Origin of the sequence: Magnetospirillum sp. 15-1, assembly GCF_900184795.1 — a bacterium.
GTDB lineage: Bacteria > Pseudomonadota > Alphaproteobacteria > Rhodospirillales > Magnetospirillaceae > Phaeospirillum.
Map to the genome: position 1 here is coordinate 24,501 of NZ_FXXN01000024.1, position 20,001 is coordinate 44,501.

General features: G+C 66.9%; 20 protein-coding genes. 12 read left to right on the plus strand and 8 right to left on the minus strand.

Annotated elements, in window-relative coordinates:
- Positions 1–163 precede the first annotated feature (163 nt).
- Entirely contained in the window at positions 164–337 is a 174-nt protein-coding gene (locus CP958_RS11300; protein WP_096702070.1) for a YdcH family protein, read from the minus strand.
- Positions 338–471: 134 nt separating this feature from the next.
- Between CP958_RS11300 and CP958_RS11305 the strand changes: the two genes are divergently transcribed.
- Positions 472–1,047 (plus strand): UbiX family flavin prenyltransferase, encoded by a 576-nt coding sequence (locus CP958_RS11305; protein ID WP_096702071.1) that lies wholly within the window; start codon positions 472–474, stop codon positions 1,045–1,047.
- 28 nt (positions 1,048–1,075) lie between these two features.
- Here CP958_RS11305 and CP958_RS11310 read toward each other — a convergent pair whose 3' ends face one another.
- Complete coding sequence (locus CP958_RS11310) at positions 1,076–2,161, minus strand: ATP-dependent 6-phosphofructokinase (RefSeq protein WP_096702072.1); 1,086 nt, start codon at positions 2,159–2,161, stop codon at positions 1,076–1,078.
- A 92-nt stretch (positions 2,162–2,253) separates the two neighbouring features.
- Between CP958_RS11310 and CP958_RS11315 the strand changes: the two genes are divergently transcribed.
- The 3 genes from CP958_RS11315 (at position 2,254) to CP958_RS11325 (ending at position 3,437) form a co-directional block, all read left to right on the plus strand.
- The gene (locus CP958_RS11315; protein WP_096702073.1) at positions 2,254–2,460 is read left to right on the plus strand and encodes a DUF465 domain-containing protein; all 207 of its coding nucleotides are present in this window, start codon (positions 2,254–2,256) and stop codon (positions 2,458–2,460) included.
- 9 nt (positions 2,461–2,469) lie between these two features.
- On the plus strand, positions 2,470–2,958 hold the full coding sequence (gene folK / locus CP958_RS11320; protein WP_096702074.1) for a 2-amino-4-hydroxy-6-hydroxymethyldihydropteridine diphosphokinase: 489 nt from the start codon (positions 2,470–2,472) through the stop codon (positions 2,956–2,958).
- Positions 2,959–3,029: 71 nt separating this feature from the next.
- Positions 3,030–3,437 (plus strand): dihydroneopterin aldolase, encoded by a 408-nt coding sequence (locus CP958_RS11325; RefSeq protein WP_242442852.1) that lies wholly within the window; start codon positions 3,030–3,032, stop codon positions 3,435–3,437.
- A 74-nt stretch (positions 3,438–3,511) separates the two neighbouring features.
- Here the strand turns inward: CP958_RS11325 and CP958_RS11330 are convergent, their stop codons facing one another.
- Entirely contained in the window at positions 3,512–3,775 is a 264-nt protein-coding gene (locus CP958_RS11330) for a DUF2312 domain-containing protein (RefSeq protein WP_096702076.1), read from the minus strand.
- Positions 3,776–3,866: 91 nt separating this feature from the next.
- Between CP958_RS11330 and CP958_RS27330 the strand changes: the two genes are divergently transcribed.
- On the plus strand, positions 3,867–3,989 hold the full coding sequence (locus CP958_RS27330) for a hypothetical protein (RefSeq protein WP_277948872.1): 123 nt from the start codon (positions 3,867–3,869) through the stop codon (positions 3,987–3,989).
- Here CP958_RS27330 and CP958_RS11335 read toward each other — a convergent pair.
- The gene (locus CP958_RS11335; RefSeq protein ID WP_242442853.1) at positions 3,986–4,777 is read right to left on the minus strand and encodes an N-formylglutamate amidohydrolase; all 792 of its coding nucleotides are present in this window, start codon (positions 4,775–4,777) and stop codon (positions 3,986–3,988) included. The two genes, CP958_RS27330 and CP958_RS11335, sit on opposite strands and share 4 nt — an antisense overlap.
- A gap of 146 nt (positions 4,778–4,923) precedes the next feature.
- Between CP958_RS11335 and ykgO the strand changes: the two genes are divergently transcribed.
- Positions 4,924–5,049 carry a type B 50S ribosomal protein L36 gene (ykgO, locus tag CP958_RS11340; protein ID WP_008614494.1) on the plus strand — a complete coding sequence of 42 codons (126 nt, stop codon included), beginning with the start codon at positions 4,924–4,926 and terminating at the stop codon, positions 5,047–5,049.
- A gap of 101 nt (positions 5,050–5,150) precedes the next feature.
- Here ykgO and CP958_RS11345 read toward each other — a convergent pair whose 3' ends face one another.
- Entirely contained in the window at positions 5,151–8,720 is a 3,570-nt protein-coding gene (locus CP958_RS11345) for an ATP-binding protein (protein WP_096702077.1), read from the minus strand.
- 68 nt (positions 8,721–8,788) lie between these two features.
- Here CP958_RS11345 and CP958_RS11350 point away from each other — a divergent pair, with 68 nt between their 5' ends.
- Positions 8,789–10,123, plus strand: a complete 1,335-nt coding sequence (locus tag CP958_RS11350; RefSeq protein WP_242442854.1) for a radical SAM protein — start codon at positions 8,789–8,791, stop codon at positions 10,121–10,123.
- 4 nt (positions 10,124–10,127) lie between these two features.
- On the opposite strand, the gene CP958_RS11355 is transcribed toward CP958_RS11350, so the two are convergent.
- Positions 10,128–12,257 (minus strand): ATP-binding protein, encoded by a 2,130-nt coding sequence (locus CP958_RS11355; protein ID WP_096702078.1) that lies wholly within the window; start codon positions 12,255–12,257, stop codon positions 10,128–10,130.
- Between the two features lie 45 nt (positions 12,258–12,302).
- Between CP958_RS11355 and CP958_RS11360 the strand changes: the two genes are divergently transcribed.
- A complete protein-coding gene (locus tag CP958_RS11360; protein WP_096702079.1) occupies positions 12,303–13,103 on the plus strand; it encodes an ABC transporter substrate-binding protein in 801 nt (266 codons plus the stop codon).
- Between the two features lie 2 nt (positions 13,104–13,105).
- Here the strand turns inward: CP958_RS11360 and CP958_RS11365 are convergent, their stop codons facing one another.
- A complete protein-coding gene (locus CP958_RS11365; protein WP_096702080.1) occupies positions 13,106–14,008 on the minus strand; it encodes a dihydrodipicolinate synthase family protein in 903 nt (300 codons plus the stop codon).
- A 202-nt stretch (positions 14,009–14,210) separates the two neighbouring features.
- On the opposite strand from CP958_RS11365, the gene CP958_RS11370 reads away from it, so the two are divergent.
- Positions 14,211–15,428, plus strand: a complete 1,218-nt coding sequence (locus CP958_RS11370) for a glycerate kinase (protein ID WP_096702081.1) — start codon at positions 14,211–14,213, stop codon at positions 15,426–15,428.
- On the plus strand, positions 15,425–16,348 hold the full coding sequence (locus CP958_RS11375; protein ID WP_096702082.1) for an AEC family transporter: 924 nt from the start codon (positions 15,425–15,427) through the stop codon (positions 16,346–16,348). The genes CP958_RS11370 and CP958_RS11375 overlap by 4 nt, the downstream gene beginning before the upstream one ends.
- Here the strand turns inward: CP958_RS11375 and CP958_RS11380 are convergent.
- Positions 16,345–17,133: an MBL fold metallo-hydrolase gene (locus tag CP958_RS11380; protein ID WP_096702083.1), complete on the minus strand. Its 789-nt coding sequence runs from the start codon at positions 17,131–17,133 to the stop codon at positions 16,345–16,347. The genes CP958_RS11375 and CP958_RS11380 overlap by 4 nt on opposite strands.
- Before the next feature lie 93 nt (positions 17,134–17,226).
- Between CP958_RS11380 and CP958_RS11385 the strand changes: the two genes are divergently transcribed.
- Entirely contained in the window at positions 17,227–18,666 is a 1,440-nt protein-coding gene (locus CP958_RS11385) for a sigma-54 dependent transcriptional regulator (RefSeq protein ID WP_096702084.1), read from the plus strand.
- Positions 18,666–19,994, plus strand: a complete 1,329-nt coding sequence (locus tag CP958_RS11390) for an ATP-binding protein (RefSeq protein WP_096702085.1) — start codon at positions 18,666–18,668, stop codon at positions 19,992–19,994. Before CP958_RS11385 ends, CP958_RS11390 begins: the two co-directional genes overlap by 1 nt.
- Positions 19,995–20,001 lie beyond the last annotated feature (7 nt).

Here is a 20,001-nt window from a genome sequence, read left to right on the forward strand (position 1 = left end):
CTGTTTTCACGTTGTTTCACAACAGCTTATCGAACGATCCTCACGCCTTTGCAAGGTTCGCCGATTTGCGCCGTTGGGGGATAAAAGCTGCATTTTGTGAATTCGGCAATGGCCTGCCGAATAAAATAAGGGGCCGGATGAACCGGCCCCCGGATCGCCTTCCTCAGTGAGGTCCGGAGCCGATACGGCTCAGCTCGTCCTTGATCAGCAGTTTCTTGCGTTTGAGGTCGTGGATCTGGGTGTTATCCGGCAGCGGGCGTCTGGTTTCTGTCTCGATGGCATTTTCCAGAGCGGCATGCTTGGCTTTCAAGGACTCGACACGGTCATGAAGGCTCATTACGGTCCTCCCTATAGGGTGGGTAACCTGGGAATCTTATTCCTCCTGTCACGGGATTGTCAGCAGGGAAATTGCCCTGTCACCCCCACCTGGACTAAGGTTCTTACCCTTCCCCAAAGCTCCAGCGAGGACTAATCGCCTTGAATCCTCCTCCGCCCCGCCTGATCGTAGGAATTAGTGGAGCCTCGGGCGTGGTCTACGGCATCCGGGTCCTGGAGATGCTGGCGCGGCTGGGCGTTGAATCCCATCTGGTCATGAGCCGCGCCGCCGAGGTGACGCTGTCCCACGAAAGCGACCTGAAGGTCGCCCAGGTCCGCGCCCTGGCCAGCCACTGGTACAAGGCCGAGGATATCGGCGGAGCACCGGCCTCGGGTTCGTTCCGCTCGCTGGGGATGATCGTGGCGCCGTGCTCCATCCGCACCATGAGCGAGATCGCCACCGGGGTGACCACCTCGCTGCTGACGCGGGCCGCCGACGTGGCGCTGAAGGAGCGCCGCCGGCTGGTCCTCATGGTGCGCGAGACGCCGCTGCACACCGGCCATCTGCGCTCCATGCTGCAATTGTCGGAAATGGGCGCGGTGATCGCGCCGCCCGTCCCCGGCTTCTACGCCAAGCCGCAAAGCCTGGACGACATGGTGGAGCACAGCGCGGGGCGCATGCTCGACCTGTTCGGCCTGGATTGCGGCACCATAAGGCGCTGGGGGGAATAGGCCCCGGGCCTTTTCCCCGCCTTCCCGGCTACATCTCGCCGATATAGATGCCCAGGCCGCGGGCCGTCTGGGCCAGGGTGCCGTAGGGGTCGATGGCCCGGGTGATGCCGGCCACGTCGGTGATCGGCACGTCCACCACCTGACCGTGCTGCCATGCCACCATACGGCCCAGCTTGCCCTGGGCGATCAGGTCGACGGCATAGACGCCGAAGGCCGAGGCGATGATGCGGTCGCGCATGGCCGGCATGCCGCCGCGCTGCACGTGGCCCAGGACGGTGACGCGGGTCTCCGCCTCCACCGTTTCCGCCAGCCGCGCCGCCAGATACTGGCCGATACCGCCGTAGCGGGCCTGACCGCCGCTCTGGATCTGTGTCACCGACTGGCCGGTCTCGGTCTTGCAGCCCTCGGCCACCACCATCAGGGCATGGTTGCGCCCCTCGGCCTTCACCTCGGCGATCTTCCTGGCGATACCTTCCAGGGTGTAGGGAATCTCGGGGATCAGCACCACGTCGGCCCCGCCGGCGATGCCGGCGTTGATGGCGATATGGCCGACATCGCGGCCCATGACCTCGAGGATCATGACACGGTGATGGCTGGCCGCCGTGGGGGCCAGCCGGTCCATGGCCTCGCCCGCCACGTTGAGCGCCGTGGCGAAGCCGATGGCGTAGTCGGTATGGGCTACGTCGTTGTCGATGGTCTTGGGGATGCCGACCATGGGGATGCCGCCCTTGCGGCATAATTCGTTGAGGATGCGCATGGAGCCGTCGCCGCCGATCACCACCAGCGCTTCGATTCCCAGTTCCCGGTAGCCGTCCACGAAGTCCTGCGAGCGGTCCTTCTTGGTCCCGTCGGGCATGGGATAGGCAAAGGGATCGCCCTTGTTGATGGTCCCGAGGATGGTGCCGCCCAGGCGCAGCATGTCGTCGCCCACCGACTTAAGGTCGAATTCCACATAATTGAGCGGCCGCTCCATCAGTCCCAGACTACCGTCGCGGATACCAAACACCTGCCAGCCGTAATTGCGGATGGCCCGGTGAACCACCGCGCGCAAGGCCGCGTTCAATCCGGCGCAATCGCCGCCACTGGTCAGAATTCCGATACGCTTGGCCGCCATTCCCCAAACCTCCTCTTTATCCTACCTTACCCATACCGTTTCTGACTAAGTTCTGCTACCGTCTAGCCACCTAATCCTAGCCTCGTCCAGCCATGATCGATGACAACCTTGAAGATGTCCGCCGTCAACTGGCGGAATTGAAGACCGAGCACCGCGATCTGGACGACGTGATTTCCCGCGTTTCCGACGAGGCGCCGTTCGATCAGCTGCGCCTGCAGCGGCTGAAGAAGCGCAAACTCGCCCTGAAGGACGAGATTTCCCGGCTGGAAAACCAGTTGATCCCCGACATCATCGCCTGACATCTCATCATGACACTGGTTCACCTCGGCCTCGGCACCAACCTGGGCGACCGGCCCGCCAATCTGCGCGCCGCCCTGGCCGCCCTGGCCGCCATCGGCACCGTCACCGCCCGCTCCGATGTCTGGGAGACGGCACCGCTCTACGTCACCGACCAGCCGGCCTTCCTCAACATGGCCGTCGCGCTGGAGACCGGCCTCGCCCCGCTGGAATTGCTGGCCAGCCTCAAGGCCATGGAGGATGAGCTGGGCCGCGTCGCCTCGGTGCGCTACGGGCCGCGCCTGATCGATCTCGATATCCTTCTTTATGGGGATGTGGTGATGGAGGGGGAAATTCTCACCCTGCCCCACGCCCGCCTGCACGAACGCCACTTCGCCCTCGCCCCCCTGGCCGAGGTCGCCGGAGCGGTGCGCCATCCGGTCCTGGCCGTCACCATCGCCGGCTTGCTGGAGCGCCTGCCCGAGGCCGACGATGTCCGGCGCCTCGGCCCGCTCGCCTAATTGCTTGCGCCCCGCTTGCCGGAAGCGCTATGACCCTGCTTTCCCAAGCTTGAGGAAAGATCGAAGTGTTCGTGAGCCGCAGTCAAGCCGAGACCCAACCGGACGAAGAAGTGCCGGTCCGCCGCCTCTACCGCATCCTGGTGCGCGATCTGGTGCTGAAATGCTTGATCGGCATCCACGCCCACGAATTGCTGGCGCCCCAGCGGGTGCGCATCAACGTGGACATGAGCGTGCTGGAGCAGGCCGGGCCGCTGTGCGACGACATCGCCAACGTGGTGTCCTACGAGGACGTGATCGACGGCATCAAGGCCATGCTGGCCGAGGGCCACATCAATCTGGTGGAAACCCTGGCCGAAAAGATCGCCGAGCTGTGCCTGGTCGATGAACGGGTGGAAACCGCCCGCATCCGGGTGGAAAAGCTCGACGTCTATGCCGAGGCCGCCTCGGTGGGCATCGAGATCGAGCGCGGGCGGAAATAGGGCCGTCGACTTCTCCCATTCATAGGGTCGAATGGGGTCCGGGGCATTCGCCCCGGATCATGGCCCACCTGTCCTCAGGCCTCGCCGATGGCGGCGAGATAGAGGTCGAGGATCTGCTGTTCCTCTTCCCGCTCCTGACGGTCGCGCTTACGGAGCGCCACGATCTTGCGAATGATCTTGGTGTCGAAGCCCTGGGACTTGCACTGGGAGTAGACGTCCTTGATATCGGCCGCCAGCGCCTTCTTTTCCTCTTCCAGCCGCTCGATGCGGTCGATGAACTGGCGCAGCGCCTCGGCCGCGATGCCGCCGATCTGGCTGGTGTTCTGTTCGTCGCTCATTGACACGCTCCCTGGTCGAAATGGGTCCAGACCATAGCCAAGCACAGGAGCAGGTTCAAGCGGGGCGTTGCGCCATGCTATGATGGCTCCCATGCGACGCTTGGCTCCCCTGGTGCTTTTCTGCCTGCTCCTCGCCGCCTGCGGCAATTGCGAGGTGAAGGGCAACAACGACCGCACCAAGGGGGCCTGCTCGGTCTTCTCGACCGGTTTCTAATAGATCTCGGCGCGGTACAGCCCGTCATCGGCCAGGACATCACCCAGCACCTCGGCCAGGATGCCGGCCCAGCGCAGGCACCCGGCCTCGTCGGCCACCAGATCCTGACGAATCTCGAACGAGACGTTCGGCAGGCCGGCGGCACCCGCGTGGGTGTCCAGCGTGTAATTGATCTCGCGCCCCGAATAGGGCTGGTTGTCGCCCACCACCAGATCGCCGCGCGCCCGCAATCCTGTCAGCACCGGTGCCGCCATGCGCGGATCGCGGTTCCACAGCACCCCCACGTGCCAGGGGCGCGGCATCTGTCCGGTGATACAGGGGGTGAAGCTGTGCACCGCCACCACCGCCGGGGCGGCACCCTGCCGCCACAGATGGCCGATGCGGTCGCCGATCTCGGTATGGTAGGGCCAGAACCACGAGCGGGCGCGGCTGTCGGCCTCGGCCTCGTCCACCGCCTCGTTGCCCGGCACCCTGATGCCGCAGCTCAGCGCGGGAATGGAGGACGGATCGCCGGGCTGGCGGTTGCAGTCGATGACCAGACGGCTGACGCCGGCCAGCACCGCCGGGCAGCCCAGCGCCCCGGCCAGCAGCACGGCCACCCGGGCGGCACCGATATCCCAGGCCACATGGCTGGTCCGCGCCGCCTCGTCCACCCCCAGCCCCCCCAGGTTTGCCGGAATGGCCGCCGAGGCGTGGTCGCAGACCACCAGCACCCGCGACTCCGCCCGGCCTTCGACGACCTGGAAGGCGACGGGAGTTCCATGGGGATCGGGAATGAACTTCAGCATGGAAAGGAGTATAACTTCCAAAATTCGAAAAAAAACGTTTCACGAGCTGTTGACAGCCCGTCTTGGTTTCCGTATTTTCCCGGCCTCGCGCTTGCGAACCCAAGTGACGTCGTTTCGGCGACAATTACGCTTTAGGAAGTCGGACCATGAAGATTCGTAACTCGCTGAAGTCGGCCAAGCTGCGCGACAAGAATTGCCGCATCGTTCGCCGCAAGGGCCGGGTCTACGTCATCAACAAGACGAACCCCCGCTTCAAGGCTCGCCAGGGCTAAGGCCCGGTAGCCGATCAACGCCCTTTCAGGCTCAGATCGAAGCAAAACCGCGCTCCTCATCAGGAGCGCGGTTTTCTTTTTTGCCCGCCTCCATGCATCCCTTATACCGCCGCCACCGCCTCGGCGGTCAGGTCGAAGGCGATCTCCAGGGCGGGATAGAGCGCGGCGGCCCGCGCCAGATCGGCGGCCGCGCAGGCTGCTTCCGCCTCGGCGCACAGCTTGGCGAAACGGAAGGCGCCGGCACTGTTGCCCGCCCCCTTGGCCGAATGGGCTGCCTCGCGCGCCGCCACGGAATCGCCGGCCTCGAGGGCATTGCCCAGATCGGCCACCAGCGGCCGGGTGGTGTCGACGAACAGGGCCAGCAACTCGCGCACCTCGTCGCCGATATCGCCGAAAATCTGCCGCATGGGGGTGAGGTCGAGAACCGCCGGCAAGGCCGGGTCGTCGGGCGGAACCACCGGCACCGGCGGCCCGCCGGCGGCAATCGCCGGCCGGGCCTCCGAACGGCGGCGGCGCAGGCCGATGGCCGCCGGCAGCAAACGGCGGATGGTGGCGTCCAATTGGGCCAGATCGATGGGCTTGGCCAGGAAGGCGTTCATGCCGCAATCCAGACAGCGCCGCGCCGTACCGGCCAGGGCGTCGGCGGTCAGCGCCACGATGGGCAGCAGGTGGCCGGTCTCCACCTCCCATTCGCGGATACGCTGGGTCAGTTCGTAGCCGTCCATCTCCGGCATATGGCAATCGGTCAGCAGCAGACCGTAATCACGAATCTGCATGCGCTCCCACGCCTCGGCGCCGTTGCCCACCACTTCGATGGCATAGCCCAGGCGTTCCATCAGATGGCGGATCACCACCTTGTTGGTGGGGTTGTCCTCGGCAACCAGAATCAGGGCGCCGGCGGCGGCGGCCTCCTCCATGGTGGGGGGCAGCCAGCCCTCCTCGATCCCCTCGCCGTCCACCAGATCGGCCTCGGCCGAGGCGCGCCCCACCGCCGCCGCCACGGTGCGCCACAACTGGCGGCGGCGCACCGGCTTGGGCAGCGCGGCGTACAGCCCGGCGGCCTTGACCTCGGCGGAAACGACGGCAAAGGCGTCCTGGGCGACCATCATGACCACCTTCAATTCAAGGTCGGTCCCGGCAGTGGTCATCAGGGCGCCGGCCACGCCCATGCGCATACGGAAATCCTGGCCGCCGTCCAGCAACGCCACGTCGTAGGTCCAGCCGGCCAGGGCGGCGGCCCGCACGGCGGCCACCGCGCCCTCGGTCCCCACCACCACCGCCACCTGGGCGCCGAGATGGCCGAGATACTGGCGCAGGCATTCCGCCGCCACCGGCCCCTCGGCCAGGACCAGCACGGCGATGCCCGACAGGTCCGGTCCGGGCTCGGCCTCGGTTCCGGCGGGCTGCAGCGGCACCTGGAACCAGAAGGTGGAGCCGTGGCCGATATTGCTGCGCACCCCGATATCGCCGCCCATCATGGCGACGAGGCGGCGGCAGATGGACAGGCCGAGGCCGGTGCCGCCGTAGCGCCTGGAAATGGTGATGTCGGCCTGCATGAAGGGCTCGAACAGACGGGCCTGCTGCTCGGCATCCAGGCCGATGCCGGTATCGGTGATGGAGAATTCCAGGCGCAGCGGCCTCTCGCCCGGATCGATGGCCCGCACGGAAATGCGCACATAGCCCTTATCGGTGAACTTGATGGCGTTGCCGGCCAGATTGGTGATGATCTGCCGCAGGCGGATCGGGTCGCCCACCATGCGGTCGGCCAAGGCGGGCTCGACGAAGGTGATGAGGCTGATACCCTTTTCCTGGGCGCGGATGGTCAGCAGATCGGCCACCCCTTCGACCAGTTCCGACACCGACAGTTCCACCAGTTCGAGCTGCAGCTTGCCGGCCTCGATCTTGGAGAAATCCAGGATGTCGTTGATGATGGTGAGCAGCGAATTGGCGGAATCGCGGATGACGCGGGCCATTTCCCGCTGCTCGGCCGGCAGCGGCATGTCTTCCAGCAGATGGGCCATGGTCAGCACCCCGTTCATGGGGGTACGGATTTCGTGGCTCATGGTGGCGAGGAACAGCGATTTGGCCTGGCTGGCCTCTTCCGCCACCATCTTGGCCTCGGCCAGGGCGGCTTCCTCCTCCTTGTGGCGGGTGATGTCGGTGGTGGAGACGATCACCGCCGGCTCGCCGTCCATCTCGATCTCGGCGGCGGACAGCATGGCCCAGAATTCGTGGCCGTCGCTGGCCCGCATGCGGCACTCGAAGGCGCCGACGAAGCCGCGCTTGCGCACCAGTTCCACCAGCCGCGTCCGGTTGTCCGGCTCGGCGTAGCAGGACGCCACGGTCATACCCATGGCACGGGTCTTGGGCACCCGGTACAGTTCGGACCAGCGGGGATTGACCAGCAGGATGGCGTGGTCCGACACCCGCGAAATTGCAAGGGCCAGGGGCGAGGTATCGAGGATGCGGCGCAGGCGCCGCTCGCTCTCGATCAGCGCCTCGCTGGATTCCTGCAGCTTGGCCATGGCGTCGCGGAATACCGCCAGCTCGGCGGCCATGTCGGTGATCTCGTCGTTGCCCTGGCCGGGAATGGGCGCCTGGAAGTCACCCTCGGCGATGGCGTGCATGGAGGACGCCAGACCGGCCAGACGGGCCACCACGCTGCGCCCCAGATACAGCCAGATGAACAGCAGCGGCCCGAAGAAGGTCAGCATGGCCACCACCAGCATGGTGGTACGGCCACTGGACACCGCCGCTTCCGTGCGGCGCTCGTTCTCCGCCGCCTCGGCCTCCGCCGCCGACACCAGCCGGCCCACCGAGGACGAAGTGCGCGCCACCAGGTCGCGGCCCTCGTCGTTGGCGGCGGCCAGCCGGGCGATGGTCAGCATCTGGAGCGTGCGCAGCTCGAAGACGTTCTCCGGCCCGGTCCCCAGGGCCAGGACACGCCGGGTCAGCTCGCGGGTCCGTTGGGTGCGCGCCCCGGTGGCGTCCACCAGCTCGGCCAGGGAGCGCACCTGTTCCTCATAGGCGCCGCGCAGGTCGCCGACCTTCTCCAGATTGCCGGCCACCACCGTCTCGCGCAGGTAGTTGGACGCCAGGACCACCGTGGCCAGGGCGGGGTCGCCGGCCAGCCCGCCCATGGCGCGGTGAACCTCCACGTCCAGCTTGCTGATGATCTCGGCCTGGGCCCGGCTGCGCTCGGCCAGTTGCAGCCGCTTGTCCACCAGGATATTGCGGTCCACCACGTTGTCGGCGAAGGCGGCGATCATGGAACGCAGTTCCTCGACCCGGCCGGTATCGGCGATGGACCCCGCCAGATGGTCCACCAGGGCGAGGAGACGTTCGGTCTGCTGTTGCAGGGCGACGAAATTGCTCTGGCGCTGGAACTGGGATTGCGAGCCGTCCAGCGCCGGAGCGGCCGCGGCCAGCCGGGCGGTGGCCTCGGACAGCTTCAGGGCGTTGGACAGGCTGGGAAGGTTGGTCCGCGTCACGGCGGCCAACAGGCGCTCGATCTCGGAATAGCTGAACCAGGTGAGCAGGCTGGCCACCATGATCATGCCGGCCACGGTCCCCACCGCCACCACCAGCTTGGCCCGGATGCCGAATCGCCAGCGGCCGCCGGCCCGTCCGTCCTGCGCCATGATTCCGTCGTCGGCTGACACGCCCGACACTTGCCGTTCTCCCCTGCTGCCCCCGACCGCATAATGCCCCAGACAACACCGTCATGGAAAGGCGGCAGGTGGCAGTGGTAGTCTGCGCCGCCATGAAGCCGCCGAAGAAGAAGACCAAGCCCGCAGATCCCACCCGCGCCCTGGCCGAAGCCCTGCGCCTGGCCGAGGGACAATTGCTGGAAGAGGCCATCGTCGCCCTGGCCAAGGCCGACGGCCATCTCGAATGCGACTATCGCCGGGCGGGATTGCTGCTGGCCTGCCAGCGCCCGGCCGAGGCGGAGATTCTGTTCCGCCGGGTACTGGCGGCCATTCCCGGCCATCTCGATACCCTGGTGGGGCTGGCCGGCGCCCTGGTGGAGCAGGGCCGCGCCGCCGAGGCGCTGACGCTGCTGGAGCCCGCCGCCCAGGTCCAGCCGCAATCGGGCCGCATCCACTATCTGCTGGGCATCGCGTTGGAGGAGGCCGGACAAAGCGACGCCGCCGCCGCCCATCTGGCCAAGGCTCGCGCCCTGGTCATCGCCCCGGCCGAGCGGCGCCAGCTGGTGCCCTACGAGCTTTACGTCCAGCTCAGCCGCCGCTGCAACCTGCGCTGCACCATGTGCGGCTGGGAGATCTGGAAGGACAATTCCGGCTTCATGGAGGACGATGTCTTCGAGCGGGTGATCGCCGAGGGCAAGGCATGCGGCATCAAGACCATGCACATCCTGGCCGGCCAGGGCGAGCCGTTCCTTCACCCCCGCGTCTTCGAGATGCTGGAGCGCGCCGTGGCCGAGGGCTTCCAGGTGGGCATCGTCACCAACGGCACCCCCTTCACCCCCGACAAGATCGCCCGGCTGGCCAAGGTGGGGCTGGCCTACCTGCAATTCTCCTTCGCCGGCTGGGACGCGGAAAGCTACGAGAGTGTCTATGTGGGCGCGAAGTTCGAGCGTGTCCTGGTCAACCTCAAGGCCATCCACAAGGCGTTGAAGGGGACCTCCACCCGCTTCGCCGTCAAGGCGGTGGCGTTGGGGGAATGGCAGGACAACCTGCGCAAGACCAAGGCCTTCCTGGCCTCCCAGGGCATCACCGACGTGTGGACGGTACCCGCCAACAATTTCGGCGGCTCGGTCCAGTGCGGCACCCGGAGCGAGCGCCACGGCATCTGGTCACTGAAGGCCATCGACCATCACCGGCTGATGCCGTGCCGTCTGTTCCTCAAGGCGGTGGGAGTGTTCTGCGACGGTACGGTGACCGCCTGCGGCTGCTACGATTCCAATGCCCAACTGAAGATCGGCAACATCATGGAGCAGGGTCTGGGCGATATCCGCCGGGGCGCCGCCTATGGCGGCATCCTCGAGGCCTTCCGCCAGGGCGACGTCGGCCACGTGCCCATGTGCGGCAAGTGCGACGACCCGTTCGGCTAAAGCCTCAGACCACGCCGCCCGGCGTCATGGGCAGGGTGAAGAGGAAGGCGCTGCCGCTGGTCCCGTCGGATTCCACCCAGATGCGCCCGCCGGCCGCCTCGACGATCTTGCGGGCGATGGCGAGGCCGATACCGGTACCGCCGTAAGCGGTCCCCGAGTGAAGGCGTTCCAGCGCCACGAAGACCCGGTCGTGATAACCGGAATCGATGCCGATGCCGTTGTCCTCGACCCGGAACAGCCAGCCATCGGTATGAGGCTCGGCCCCCACCCACAGCCGGAGCGGCCGCTGGGGGCTGCGGAAGCGCACCGCATTCTCGATCAGGATTTCGAACAGGTCATCCAGGCGCTTCTGGGGAATGCCGGCCCGAGGCAGCAATCCCCTCACCACCTCCACCGGCCCCGTCACCTCGGGGTTGACGAAACGGTTGACGGCGGCGGACAGCGCCGATTCCGACGAGGCGATGCCACCGGTCACCGGCTGGCGCTCGACGGCCAGATAGGCCTGGACGTCGCGCAGCATCTCCACCAGCCGCTTGGCGGCATGGATGATCAGCTGGGCCGGCTGCTGGGCGCCGGATTCGGGATGGTCCTCCATGCGCTGGAGCAGCACCTGGGCCTGCAGCCGCATCTGGCGGGCCGGCTCCTGCAGATGATGGGCCAGCACGAAGGAGAACCGCTCCAGGTCCTCGCTGTAATGGGCCACGTCGTCATAGGCCTTGGCCAAGGCGGCGCGGGCCTCCTCCTGCTGGGTGATGTCGCTTTGCACCCCGACCCAGTGGGTCACGGTACCGTGGGGGCCACGCACCGGCGACAGCGACAGGTGATTCCAGAACAGGGTCCCGTCGGCCCGCTGATTGCGCAGTTCGACGGAAACCGGCTTTCCCTCGGCCAGGGCGGCGCGGATATGGTCCAGTCCCTCCTGCGCCGGGTCGAATTCATGCAGGAAGCGGGCATTGCGCCCCAATGCGCTCTGGGCGGAATAGCCGGTGATGCGTTCGAAGGCGGGATTGACGTAGATAAGAGGCAGGTCCTGCCGCCCCGCCTCGGCGATGGTCACGCCGTTGGATACGTTGGACAGCACCATGTCGGACAACCGCAGCCGGGCCTCGTCGCGCCCGCGATTGCGCAGCATGGCGGCCATGGCGGCGGTCAGCCCCAGCACGATCAGCGTCACCACCGCCACCGGCCAGGCGATCAGCTCGACACTGTGCCGCCAGCTTTCCAGCGCCGTATCCAGGGAGATGCCGACACTGACCACCAGCGGCCAGGACAGGGTGGTGCGATAACTGGTGATCCACGTCACGCCGTCGCCGCCCGGCCCCAGGAAGGTCCCCATCTCGGATTCCTTCAGGTAGCGGGAGAACAGCGGATCGTCCCACCCCCGGCCCTGATGGGGGTCGTTGAGGCCGCCGGCTCCCGCCAGCATCAGCCCGTCGAAGCGCCAGAGATGAACATGGGCTCCGGATTCGACCTCGATCCCCTGAAAGCTGGAGACGAAGTACTCGGGATTGACCGCGCCGATCACCAGCCCGACAACCTCGCCGTCGGCGGCCCGGATAGCCCGACTGACCGGAATGGTCTTGTGGCCCGGTCCCCGCCCGCTGCCACCGATGAAACGTCCGTCCACCGGGACGCCGATAACCAGCGGACGCGGCAGGCGCGCATGCTCGGCCAGCAGGGCGGCGAGGTCGATGGAACGCCCTTCGGCCTGATTGGCAGAATCGAACAGCACCGCCCCGTCCGCCCGGACCACCAGGATCTGCCGCAGATAGGGAATGAAGGTCAGGCGCTGGGCCACCGCCGCCCGCAGATCGGGACGCGGCGCGGCCATCCCCTGTTCCGCCGCCAGATCGGCGACCGAGGCCAGGGTGACATCCATGGAGCTGATGGAACGCTCCACGGATTCGGTCAGGCTGCGCGCCAGATTGCGGGTCACCGCCTCGGCACCGCTGATCGCCTCCTGCCGCCCCGCCCACAGGCCGACCGTGGTGGCGATGGCCACCAGCAGGGCCATCGCCACCCCGAACACCACCACCGCACCGATCAGCCGCCGGGAAAACAGCGGCTGAACCTTGACGCTGCCCAGCACTACCGGGGCATTGGCCGGAATGGACTCTGTCGGGTTAACTTGCATAGTCTAGGTGGAATAGCATAATACGTCCGTATCTGGAGGACAAAAATGCATAGATTTGCCCGCTTTTTCACCGCCGTTTCCCTGCTCCTCCTGGGAAATCAGGCCGTAGCCGCCCCGGTCGGCGGAAAGCTGGCGAAAGTCCGTCAGAATGGCGAGGTCAGGGTATGCATCTGGCCCGATTACTACTCCATTTCGTACCGCAACACCCGTACCGGCAAGCTCGAGGGCATCGATATCGACATGGCCCATGAATTGGCCAAGGACCTCGGGGTAGAGGTGCACTTCGTGGATTCCTCGTTCAAGACGATGATTGACGACCTATTGTCGGACAAGTGCGACGTTTCCATGCATGCCGTGGCCATCACACCGCCGCGCCAGGAAAAGCTGGCCTTTACCCGTCCCCACCTGCGCAGCGGCATCTTCGCCATCACCACCAAGACCCATCCGGTGGTCAAGGAGTGGAAGGATATCGACCATGACGGCGTGGTGGTGGCCGCCGCCGCCGGCACCTTCATGGTCGACGTGATGAAGGCGGAACTGAAGCAGGCCCGCCTGCTGGAGGTTGCCACCCCCGAGGCCCGCGAGCAGGAAGTGATGAGCGGCCGCGCCGACCTGTTCGTTACCGATTACCCCTTCAGCCGCAAGATGCTGGCCCGCCACGACTGGGCCAAGCTGCTGACCCCGCCCGCCCCACTGGCCCCCAGCCCCTATGCCTACGCCATGGCGCCAGGCGACGGGGAGTGGCTGGAAACGGTGGATTCCTTCGTGGCGCGGGCCAAGACCGACGGCCGTCTGCTGGCCGCCGCCAAGGCCAACGGCCTGGAAGCCATCGTCGACCTCAAATAGGCTTAAATGGCGATTCCGGCTTTTCCCAGACGCCCGACCAGTTCGATCTCCGCCTCGGGGGGCAGAGGCACCAAGGGCGGGCGGACGCGGCGCCAGCCGTAATCACCGGTGCGCCGCGCGGTCAGGGCCTTCAGGGCGGCGATCAGCGGCATGCCCTCCATGATGGCGCGGAAGCCTTCCAAATCCTTCTGCAACGCCTCGGCCTCCGGTTCTTGCCAGCGCCGCCACAACTCCAGCATGGCCGGGCCGTGAATGTTGGCGTTGGCGCTGATGCACCCCGCCCCCCCGGCCCGCATCACCGGCAGAATCAGCCGCTCGGTGCCGGAGAACACCCTGAAGCCGGGGAAGCTCCGGCACATGCTTTCCATATTGGCGAAATCGCCGGAGGAATCCTTGATCCCCGCCACGGTGGCGGGATAGGCGGCCAGCAACCGCTCGATCAGCCCATGGGTGATGGGCACCTGACTCTGCTGGGGGAAATGGTAGAGGAAGACCTTGAGGCGCGAATCCCCCACCCGCTCGATAACCTCGGCAAAGGCGGCGAACAGCCCGTCCTCGCTGGGATTCTTGTAATAGAACGGCGGCAGCATCAGCACGCCCCCGCAACCCAGGTTGACGGCGTGCCGGGTCAATGCCACCGAATCCGGCAAGGCACAACAGCCGGTGCCCGGCATGGTGCGGCCCATGTCCAGGCCGATCTCGGCCAGGGCATCGAGCAGTTCCACCTTCTCGTCCACCGCCAGGGAATTGCCTTCGCTGGTGGTGCCGAACGGCGCCAGCCCCAGGCCTTGACCCATCAGGTGACGGGCGAGGGCCACGAACAACGGCACATGCGGCGTCAGGGCGTTGGTGAAGGGCGTGAGAACGGGGGCGAGGACGCCGTCGAGCGTGCCGGGATTGCTCATGGTTCATTTCCGCTGTCTACTGTCAGGCCACATTGATACCACATCCCGGTCGGGATGTGGTTAGGCCCGAGGGGCCGCGCGGCTTATGCCGCGGGAGGCAAGGGTCACGGAGGTGGTCCGCCCGCCGCTTGAGGGCGCCGGTGATCGTTCGCGATCGCCGGAAAAGAAAGGAGCGAGTCCAGTGACGACCATCCTGCGACGCATGTTCGAAGCGGCGGTGGATGCGGCCCGGCCATCGGTCTGCCTGCCGCCCGCCCTGCCCGCTCCGCCGCCCGGCCGCACCCTGGTGATCGGTGCCGGCAAGGCCGCCGCCGCCATGGCCCGCGCCGTCGAGGACCATTGGTCCGGACCGCTGTCCGGGCTGGTGGTCACCCGCTACGGCCATACCGTGCCGACCCGGCACATCGAGGTGGTCGAGGCTGCCCACCCGGTGCCCGACGCGGCCGGCGAGACGGCTGCGGGCCGCATGATCGACCTGCTGGCCGGCTTGAGCTCCGACGATCTGGTGCTGTGCCTGATCTCGGGCGGCGGCTCGGCTCTGCTGGCCCGCCCCGCCGCCGGCATCACCCTGGCCGAGAAGCAGGCCCTGACCGGAGCCCTGCTGCGCTCGGGCGCCGCCATCGGTGAGATCAATTGCGTCCGCAAGCACCTCTCGGCGGTGAAGGGCGGACGCCTTGCCGCCCTGGCCGCCCCCGCCCGGCTGGTGACCCTGGCCATCTCCGACGTTCCCGGCGACGATCCCTCGGTCATCGCCTCCGGCCCCACGGTGGCCGATCCGACCACCCTGGCCGAGGCCCGCGCCGTGCTGGCCAAGTACGGCATCGAGCCCACGCCCGCCATCATGGCCCACCTGAACGATCCGGCCGCCGAGACGCCCAAGGCACTGCCCCAGGGCGAATACCGCCTGATCGCCACGCCCCAGCACTCGCTGGAGGCCGCCGCCCTGGTGGCGGCGCGGGCCGGCTACATGCCGCTGCTGCTGGGCGACGCCCTGGAGGGCGAGGCCCGCGAGATGGCCAAGGTGATGGCCGGCATGGTCAGGTCCATCCGCGCCCACCAGCAACCGGTTCCCGCCCCGGCGGTGATCCTGTCGGGCGGCGAGGCCACCGTCACCATAAGGGGCCGGGGCAAGGGCGGCCCCAATGCCGAATTCGCCCTGGCTCTGGCCCTGGCGCTGAAGGATTGCGGCGGGGTGGAAGCCATCGCCTGCGACACCGACGGCATCGACGGCTCCGAGGACAATGCCGGCGCCGTCATCGCCCCTGACACGCTGGAGCGGGCGCGAGCCCTAGGACTTCATCCTGAATCTTATCTTTCGGAAAATGATTCATACGCATTTTTCAATGCGTTGGGCGACCTTGTTAAGAGCGGACCAACGCTGACCAACGTCAACGACTTCCGGGCGATCCTGGTCCGATGACCCTGCCCTTCGATACCTCCCTGGCGATGAAGCTGGTGCCGCTCTACCTGCTGGTCGGCATCGGCTTCCTGCTGGGCCGCTTCGGCGAGGTGCGTGGCCAGGACTTGGGCCGCCTCGCCCTGTTCGTGCTGTCACCCGCCGTGGTGTTCAAGGGTTTCGTCACCGCCGATCTGAAGGGCGCACTGCTGCTGCTGCCCTTCGCGGTGTTCGGCCTGTGCTCGGGCGTTGCGCTGGTCACCGCTCCGGCGGCGGGACGCTTCTGGCGCGACGGGCGCGAGCGCATCGCCGCCTTCACCGGCGGCACCGGCAATACCGGCTTCTTCGGCATTCCCGCCTGCCTCGCCCTGGTCGGCCCCGAAGCCCTGCCCTATGTGGTGATGGTGTCGTTCGGCGCCACCGCCTACGAGAATTCGGTGGGCTTCTACACCGTGGCGCGCGCCGAGGCCTCGGTGGGCGGGGCGATCCTGCGTGTACTGAAATATCCCGGCCTGCACGCCTGCTGGCTGGGCGCCGTCCTGAACCTGAGCGGCACCAAGGTGCCCGTCCCGGTGATGCAGGCCGTCGACCTGCTGTCGGGCGGCTTCGTACCGGTGGGCATGATGATCGTCGGACTGGGGCTGGCCCAGGTGAGGAGCCTGCGTATCGATCTGGGCTTCACCGCCTTTACCTTCCTGGTCAAGTTCGGCCTGTGGCCCGCCCTGGCCCTGGGCTTCATCACCCTGGACCGCGCCTGGCTGCACGTCTTCGGGCGGATCGGGCATCAGGTGCTGCTGATCGAGTCCCTGGTGCCCCTGGCCGCCGTCACCGTGGTGCACGCCAGCTTGCGCAACATTCACCCCGACCGCGCCGCCATCGCCGTAGCGGCCAGCACCCTGTTCGCCCTGGTCTGGCTGCCGGTGGTGTTCAGCCGGGTGTTTTAAAGCTCGATCACCATCCGCCGGCCATGGACCGGCAGGCGGTAGACGCCCCGCACCTCCTTGACCTTCAACGAGGCTTCGAACATGTGGGGTGAACAGGAATTGTCGGCGAACATGTCCCAGTGGCAGGGAATGGCCTGGGCCGGCGCCACGCGGCGCACCAGTTCGGCCGCCTCCCAGTGGGACAGATTGGCGTAACCGCCGTTGATGGGCAGGCAGATGGCATCCGGCTTATGCTTGGCACCGGACTCGGCCAGCAGGTCGCACCAGGCCGTATCGCCGGTGATCCATAGGGACGGACCGCTGTCAACCTGGATGACAAAGCCCATATGAGTCAGATCGCCGGCATCGGTGGGCAGGGCGAAAGTACCGGTAACCCTCAGATCTCCCATGAAAATCTCGTGATTGGGCCAGGTGAGCATCCGCTCGCCCTCGGCCACCCCGGCTTGCGCGAACACCGCCTGGGTATCCCCCGGCCCGGCGAAGGCCTTGATCCGGCCGCTGCGAGCGCACGGACACAGGGTCTCGGGATCGGCATGATCCCGGTGCGAGTGGGTGCAGAGCAGCAGGTCGGCCTGCAGGTCCTCGGGCATGACCGGGACCGGCACCCGACGGTCGAGATCGAGGCCGCGCCGCGACGGATGGCAGGAATTGGAGAGGTAGGGATCGACGGCCAGCACCTTTCCGGCCGGCGACTTGACCATCCAGCCGTTCTGCCCCAGGAACCACAGGGCGAGGGTGCCCTTGTCCACCCGGGTCTCCGCGATTTCCACCATCAAACCGGTCATGATTCATCCACGCTGGTAATTGGTTGACCACTCGGGGCCGTGGGGCCGAGAATAACGCCCTCCACCGCCAAAGACCACAGGAGCCCGCCCGGAATGACCAGCCTGCCGATCATTCTGGTGGTGGACGACGAGAAGCAGTCGCAGGAAGCCTTACGCCGGGTGCTGTCCGACGAGTTCCGGGTACTGACCGCCTCGACGGCGGAAGAGGCCGAAGGCCTGCTGGAGCAGGAAATGGTCCACGCCATCCTGTGCGACCAGCGCATGCCGGGCGTCCAGGGGGTGGACTTCCTCAAGACGGTGCGGGATCGCTGGCCCGATCCGGTGCGCATGATCATCTCGGGCTATTCCGAGGCCGAGGACATCATCGCCGGGGTCAACGAGGCCGGCATCTACCAGTACATCACCAAGCCGTGGGAACCGGACGAACTGGTGCAGACCCTGCACGGCGCGCTCAGGCTTTACGACCTGCAGCGGGAAAGCGCCCAGGCCAGCCTGGACCTCAAGGTCCCCCAGGCGGCGCTGCAGAAATCCATCGCCCGCAAGACCGGCACGCTCAGGCGCCAGCACCATTTCGACGGCATCATCCACGCCCCCGATTCGCCGCTCGCCCAGGTGATCGAGATGGGGCGCAAGGTGTCGTCCTTCGACATCTCCGTGCTGATCACCGGCGAATCGGGTACCGGCAAGGAATTGCTGGCCCGCGCCATCCACTACAACAGCCCGCGCGGCAACAAGCCCTTCGTGGTGGAGAATTGCGGCGCCCTGCCCGACCAGTTGCTGGAATCCGAACTGTTCGGCTGCAAGAAGGGCGCCTTCACCGGCGCCTACGAGGACCGCATCGGCCTGTTCGAGCAGGCCTCGGGCGGCACCATCTTCCTGGACGAGATCGGCGAGACCTCGCCTGCCTTCCAGGTCAAGCTGCTGCGCGTGCTGCAGGAAGGCGAAATCCGCCCGCTGGGGGCGCGTCTGACCCGCAAGGTGGACGTGCGCGTCATCGCCGCCACCAACCGCAATCTGGAGGAGGAGGTGCGGGAAAAGCACTTCCGCCGCGACCTGTTCTACCGTCTGGCCGCCTTCCCCATCCACCTGCCGCCGCTGCGCGAACGGCCCATGGACGTGCCGCTGCTGGCCGAACGGCTGCTGAACGACACCGCCAGGGGCTTCGGGCGGCCCAATCTGCGCTTCGGTCCCGATGCCATGGCGCAGATGCGCGGCTATGACTGGCCGGGCAATGTGCGCGAACTGCAAAACGAAATCCAGCGCATGGTCGCCCTGGCCGAGGACGGAGTGCTGGGCCCCGATCTGCTCAGTCCCCGCCTCAGGGCCCGGGTCTGCCCGGCCGGACGCGCCCTGGCCGACCACGGCGAGCCCTCCTCGCTCAAGGAGCAGGTGGAGGCGCTGGAGGCCCGGCTGCTGGGCGAATCCCTGGCGCGGCACCGCTGGAACATCACCCGGGTGGCAGAGGAGACCGGCCTGTCCCGCGTCGGCCTGCGCGCCAAGCTGCGCCGCTACGGCCTGGAACGGGAGGAGTGATGACCGGCTACAGCGATCCCCGCCCCTCCTCGGCCTACGACTTCGCCGGCGGCTACGACCCCGACATGGCGAGCGCCCAGGAAACCGCCTGGATCGAGGTCATCCGCAAGATGGAGGAGGTCTATTCCGACCTGATCTCCTACGAGGTGGAGCTGGAGGAGAAGAACACCGCCCTGGAAGAGGCCCAGCGCTTCATCAATTCCGTACTGTCGGCGGTGTCGGACATCCTGATCGTCTGCGACCAGAACGGCCGTATCCAGCAGGTCAACCTGGCCTTCATCCAATTGACCGGCTTCGCCGAGGCGGACCTGTTCGAACGCCCCCTGGATGAATTGCTGGCCGCGGGCACCGGCAATCTGCGTCTGTTCAGCTGGATCGATTCCGTCGAAAGCCGCGACCGCGAGGTGCGGTTCCGTTCCCATGACGGCGGGCTGACCGATCCCGTGGCGCTGTCTTGCGCCACCCGCCTCGATCATCGCGGATTGCCGGCCGGCATCGTGCTGACGGGCCGTCCGGTGGGCGAGCTGCGCCGCGCTTACGAAGCCCTGAAGACCGCCCAGGCCCAATTGATCCAGCAGGAAAAGATGGCCTCGCTCGGCCGCCTGATCGCCGGGGTGGCGCACGAGCTGAACAACCCCATCAGCTTCGTCTACGGCAACGTCCATGCCCTGTCCAAGTACTCGGCACGCATCGCCGCCTATCTGGACGCCATCCATGCCGGCTGCGACGAGGCCGAGCGGGAAAACCTGCGGGCCGAGCTGCGCATCGACGCCACCCTGGCCGACCTGCCCGGCCTGATGGAGGGGACCGCCGAGGGTGCCCAGCGGGTGGCCGACATCGTGCGCAGCCTGAAACGCCTGTCCTTTTCGGCCGGGGCCAAGCCCGAGGTGTTCGACCTGGGCGAGGTGGTGGCCAAGGCGGTGCAGTGGTCGGGCTCGGGCAAGAAGGGGGTGGCCGCCATTGATCTGGACCTGCCCGACAGCCTGGGGGTGCGCGGCACTCCCGGCCAGTTGCATCAGGTGATCGTCAACCTGATCGAGAATGCCCTGGATGCGGTGGCCGGACGCCTCGGCGGCCGCGTGGCCATAACCGGCAAGGTGGAAGGCGGCAAGGCCATGCTGACCATCGAGGACAACGGTCCCGGCATCCCTCCCGACGTCGTCACCAAGGTCTTCGACCCCTTCTTCACCACCAAACCGGTGGGTAAGGGAACCGGGCTGGGCCTGTGGATCTCCTACGGCATCATCCGCGATCATGGCGGCGGCCTGGACGTCGGCACCTCGGCCCTGGGCGGCGCCCGCTTCACCATCGACCTGCCATCGGCTTGAACCGGCG